Source organism: Mesorhizobium sp. M7A.F.Ca.CA.004.06.1.1, from assembly GCF_003999135.1.
Classification (GTDB): Bacteria; Pseudomonadota; Alphaproteobacteria; order Rhizobiales; family Rhizobiaceae; genus Mesorhizobium.
Genome location: NZ_RZPQ01000724.1, coordinates 1 through 2991, shown reverse-complemented (window position 1 = coordinate 2991; position 2991 = coordinate 1). Strand labels below are relative to the sequence as shown.

The 2991-nt window shown below is 61.3% G+C and carries 3 protein-coding genes; 1 reads left to right on the top strand and 2 read right to left on the bottom strand.

Annotated elements, in window-relative coordinates:
• Together EN906_RS29065 and EN906_RS29060 are read right to left on the bottom strand one after the other, a co-directional pair.
• Nucleotides 1–547 (bottom strand): AAA family ATPase (locus EN906_RS29065; RefSeq protein WP_127375564.1); only part of this gene is annotated, 547 nt, incomplete at its 3' end.
• A 48-nt stretch (nucleotides 548–595) separates the two neighbouring features.
• Nucleotides 596–2083 (bottom strand): DegQ family serine endoprotease, encoded by a 1488-nt coding sequence (locus EN906_RS29060; RefSeq protein WP_127268775.1) that lies wholly within the window; start codon nucleotides 2081–2083, stop codon nucleotides 596–598.
• 83 nt (nucleotides 2084–2166) lie between these two features.
• Here EN906_RS29060 and EN906_RS29055 point away from each other — a divergent pair, with 83 nt between their 5' ends.
• The gene (locus EN906_RS29055; protein ID WP_127271593.1) at nucleotides 2167–2871 is read left to right on the top strand and encodes a hypothetical protein; all 705 of its coding nucleotides are present in this window, start codon (nucleotides 2167–2169) and stop codon (nucleotides 2869–2871) included.
• The last annotated feature ends 120 nt before the right edge of the window (nucleotides 2872–2991 follow it).

The window sequence follows — 2991 nt, the reverse complement described above, 5'->3', positions numbered from 1 at the left end:
CTGGTCTTCCATTCGCTTGGCGAGGAGAGATGCTCTCCTCGCCAAGCGAATGGAAGACCAGAACGCGCGCGCGTGACAACAAAGCGGCATTCAGTTCGAAGGACGGGTTTTCGGTCGTGGCGCCAACCAGCACGACTGTCCCGTCCTCCATGACCGGGAGAAAGCTGTCCTGCTGGGCACGGTTGAAGCGATGGATCTCGTCGACGAACAGCAAGGTCTGGCGGCCATTGGTGCGGCGCAATTTGGCCGCTTCGAACACCTTTTTCAGGTCGGCGACGCCGGAAAAGACAGCCGATATCTGCTCGAAGGCCAGGCTGGTTTCGCCGGCAAGCAGGCGCGCCACGGTGGTCTTGCCGGTGCCGGGCGGCCCCCAGAAGATCATCGAGCCGAGCGAGCCGGAACCGATCAACCGGGTCAGCGCGCCGTCAGGGCCGGTCAGATGCTCCTGGCCGACGACCTCGCCAAGGTTTCTCGGCCGCAGCCTGTCGGCCAGCGGCCGCCCAGGCGGGGTCTTTTCCGGTTCATCGACGCTGAACAGATCGGCCATGCACTTCTTTTTCGTTGGAGCATGAGCCCGAATGCACGGAACCCAGCCCTAATAACGCAACACCTGACGCATTATCTGCCCGCCACGCTCGACGGTAAAGCGCCACCAGCGCGTATCCGTCCTGGCCGCCAACTCCAGGGTCGCCGCGGTATCGATGGTGGTGCCGTTCACCTCGCGCACGATGTCGCCCGGCTGGAAGCCGAAATCGGCGGCCGGAGAATCACGGTTGATGTCGACCACGGTGACGCCCTTGATGTCCGTGCGCAGGCCAAGCCGCTGCGCGAGCCGGGGCGACAGCTCCGCGACCTTGGCGCCCGAAAACGGGCTGCGGCCATGCAGCGTCACCTCGGCAGCTTTCATGCCTTCCGGAGCACGCTCCAGCGCAATATCCATCGCCGCCTGCTGGCCCTTGGTCAAAACCGCGAAATTGGCGGTGGTGCCGATCGACAGCGTCGCCATCCGGTAGTCCAGCGCTTCGATGCTCTCGACCGGCTTGCCATTGAGTTGCAGCACCACGTCGCCGGGCTTGAGTCCTGCCTTGCCGGCCGGACCGGTCGCCTCGACCGACGAGACCAGCGCACCGGTCGGCTTCTCCATGCCGAGCGATTCGGCGATCTGCGGCGTCACCGATTCGAACTCGGCGCCGATATAGGGCCGTTCGAAGAAGTCGAGCCCGGCCTTGGCCGCGTCGGCAAAAGCGCGGACCATATTCGAGGGAATGGCGAAGCCGATGCCGATCGAACCGCCGCTGCGGCTGTAGATGGCGGTGTTGATGCCGACCAGCTGGCCGCCCATGTTGATCAGCGCGCCGCCGGAATTGCCAGGATTGATGGCGGCGTCGGTCTGGATGAAGAAGCTGGAATCGGAGACGCCGATATGGCTGCGGGCCAGTGCCGAGACGATGCCGCTGGTGGTGGTCTGGCCGACGCCGAAGGGGTTGCCGATGGCCAGCAACAGGTCGCCGACCTCAAGCGCGTCGGAATCGCCGATGGCGATAACCGGAAACGGCTTGTCCGAGGTGATCTTGAGCACGGCGAGGTCGAGTGTCTCGTCCTTGAGCAGCACCTTGCTGTCGAACTCACGCCCATCAGCGGTCGCCACCTTGACCCGGTCGGCATCCTTGATGACGTGGTAATTGGTGACCACGACGCCGGTCGGATCGACCAGCACGCCGGAGCCGAGCGAAGACTGTGCACGCGGCTGCGAGCGACCGAAGAATTCCTCGAAGAACGGATCGCCGTCGAAAGGCGACGTGACCTTGGCCGTCTGCGAGGCATAGACGTTGACCACGGCCGGGGCTGTCTGCTTGACCAGCGGCGCAAACGACAATTGCACCTCCTCGCGGCCGAAGGGTACGCGCTTGTCGGGACCAGCCGTGGCGTTTTCGCCTTCCACGCCATGCAGCAGGTCGGTCAGCACATCGGACAGGCCGGGATCGGTCTTCGTCTCCTCGGCCAATGCCTGCCTGACCACCGGTGCGGCCGCAAACGCCATGATGGCGAAAAGCAGAACAAGGGGCAGTCTTCTGGCGCGCATTCGCGAATCCTCCAAGGCAAGTTCGGGGGCATTGTCCCGACGATTGTGCAAAATGAAAGGCTAAGCCGCTGAAATCCGACTATTTGGGCAGCAAAACAGCTACAGCTGACCTTGAAACCGAAAACCTCGTGGCCCTGATGAAAAAACAACTCCTGTCTTTCCGTGACTTTTTGAAGACCGGCAGCTTGGGGCCGATCTCCCCCGACATGACAATGGCCGAGATTATCGAAGTGCTCGGCATGCCTGAGCATGTCGATCCAGATTACTGGACGTTCGGAAAGCTCGAAATTTCCTTTGATATCACGCCGCCTCGCCAGATGAACTGGTTTCAAATTGAGCAGGCCAGTTACCTCAAAGGCGATTTGGAGGCTCTCACCACTCGCTTTGCACTCTCCCTGGACGGGTTCAGCGGAAAGACAAAGCCATCAGAGTTCCTGGGTGCCGGCCTTTGGACTCCAGATCAGGCCAAGGTTTTCTACGCGGCATCCGGCCATGACATCGGGATGAACATCTGCGCCGGACCGATTCAGATACATTTTCATGTGGCTGCCGACTTCATCGGCAACCAAGATGCCGAAACCTATTTGAAGGCCTCCTCCCCGTCGCAAGCGATGGCGAAAATCGATTCTCGAGCCGTCCTCGACAGTATCTATTCATATCCTTACCCGAACACTGAAGAGGTACCGGGTGCATTCGATTGGAAGCTGTTGAGCGGAAGCCAGTACCTGGCGCTGGCCGATGGACAGCAAACATCGGCAAACAAAAAAGGGGCCCGCAGGCCCCTTTGAACTCATTTGGGAAAACCGAGCCTTATGCGGCTGCGGCGTCCGCGTCAGCGCTTTCGGCTTCGATGCGAGCGCGGTCGCCGCAGCCGCATAAGGCTCGGTTTTCCCAAATGAGTTCAAAGG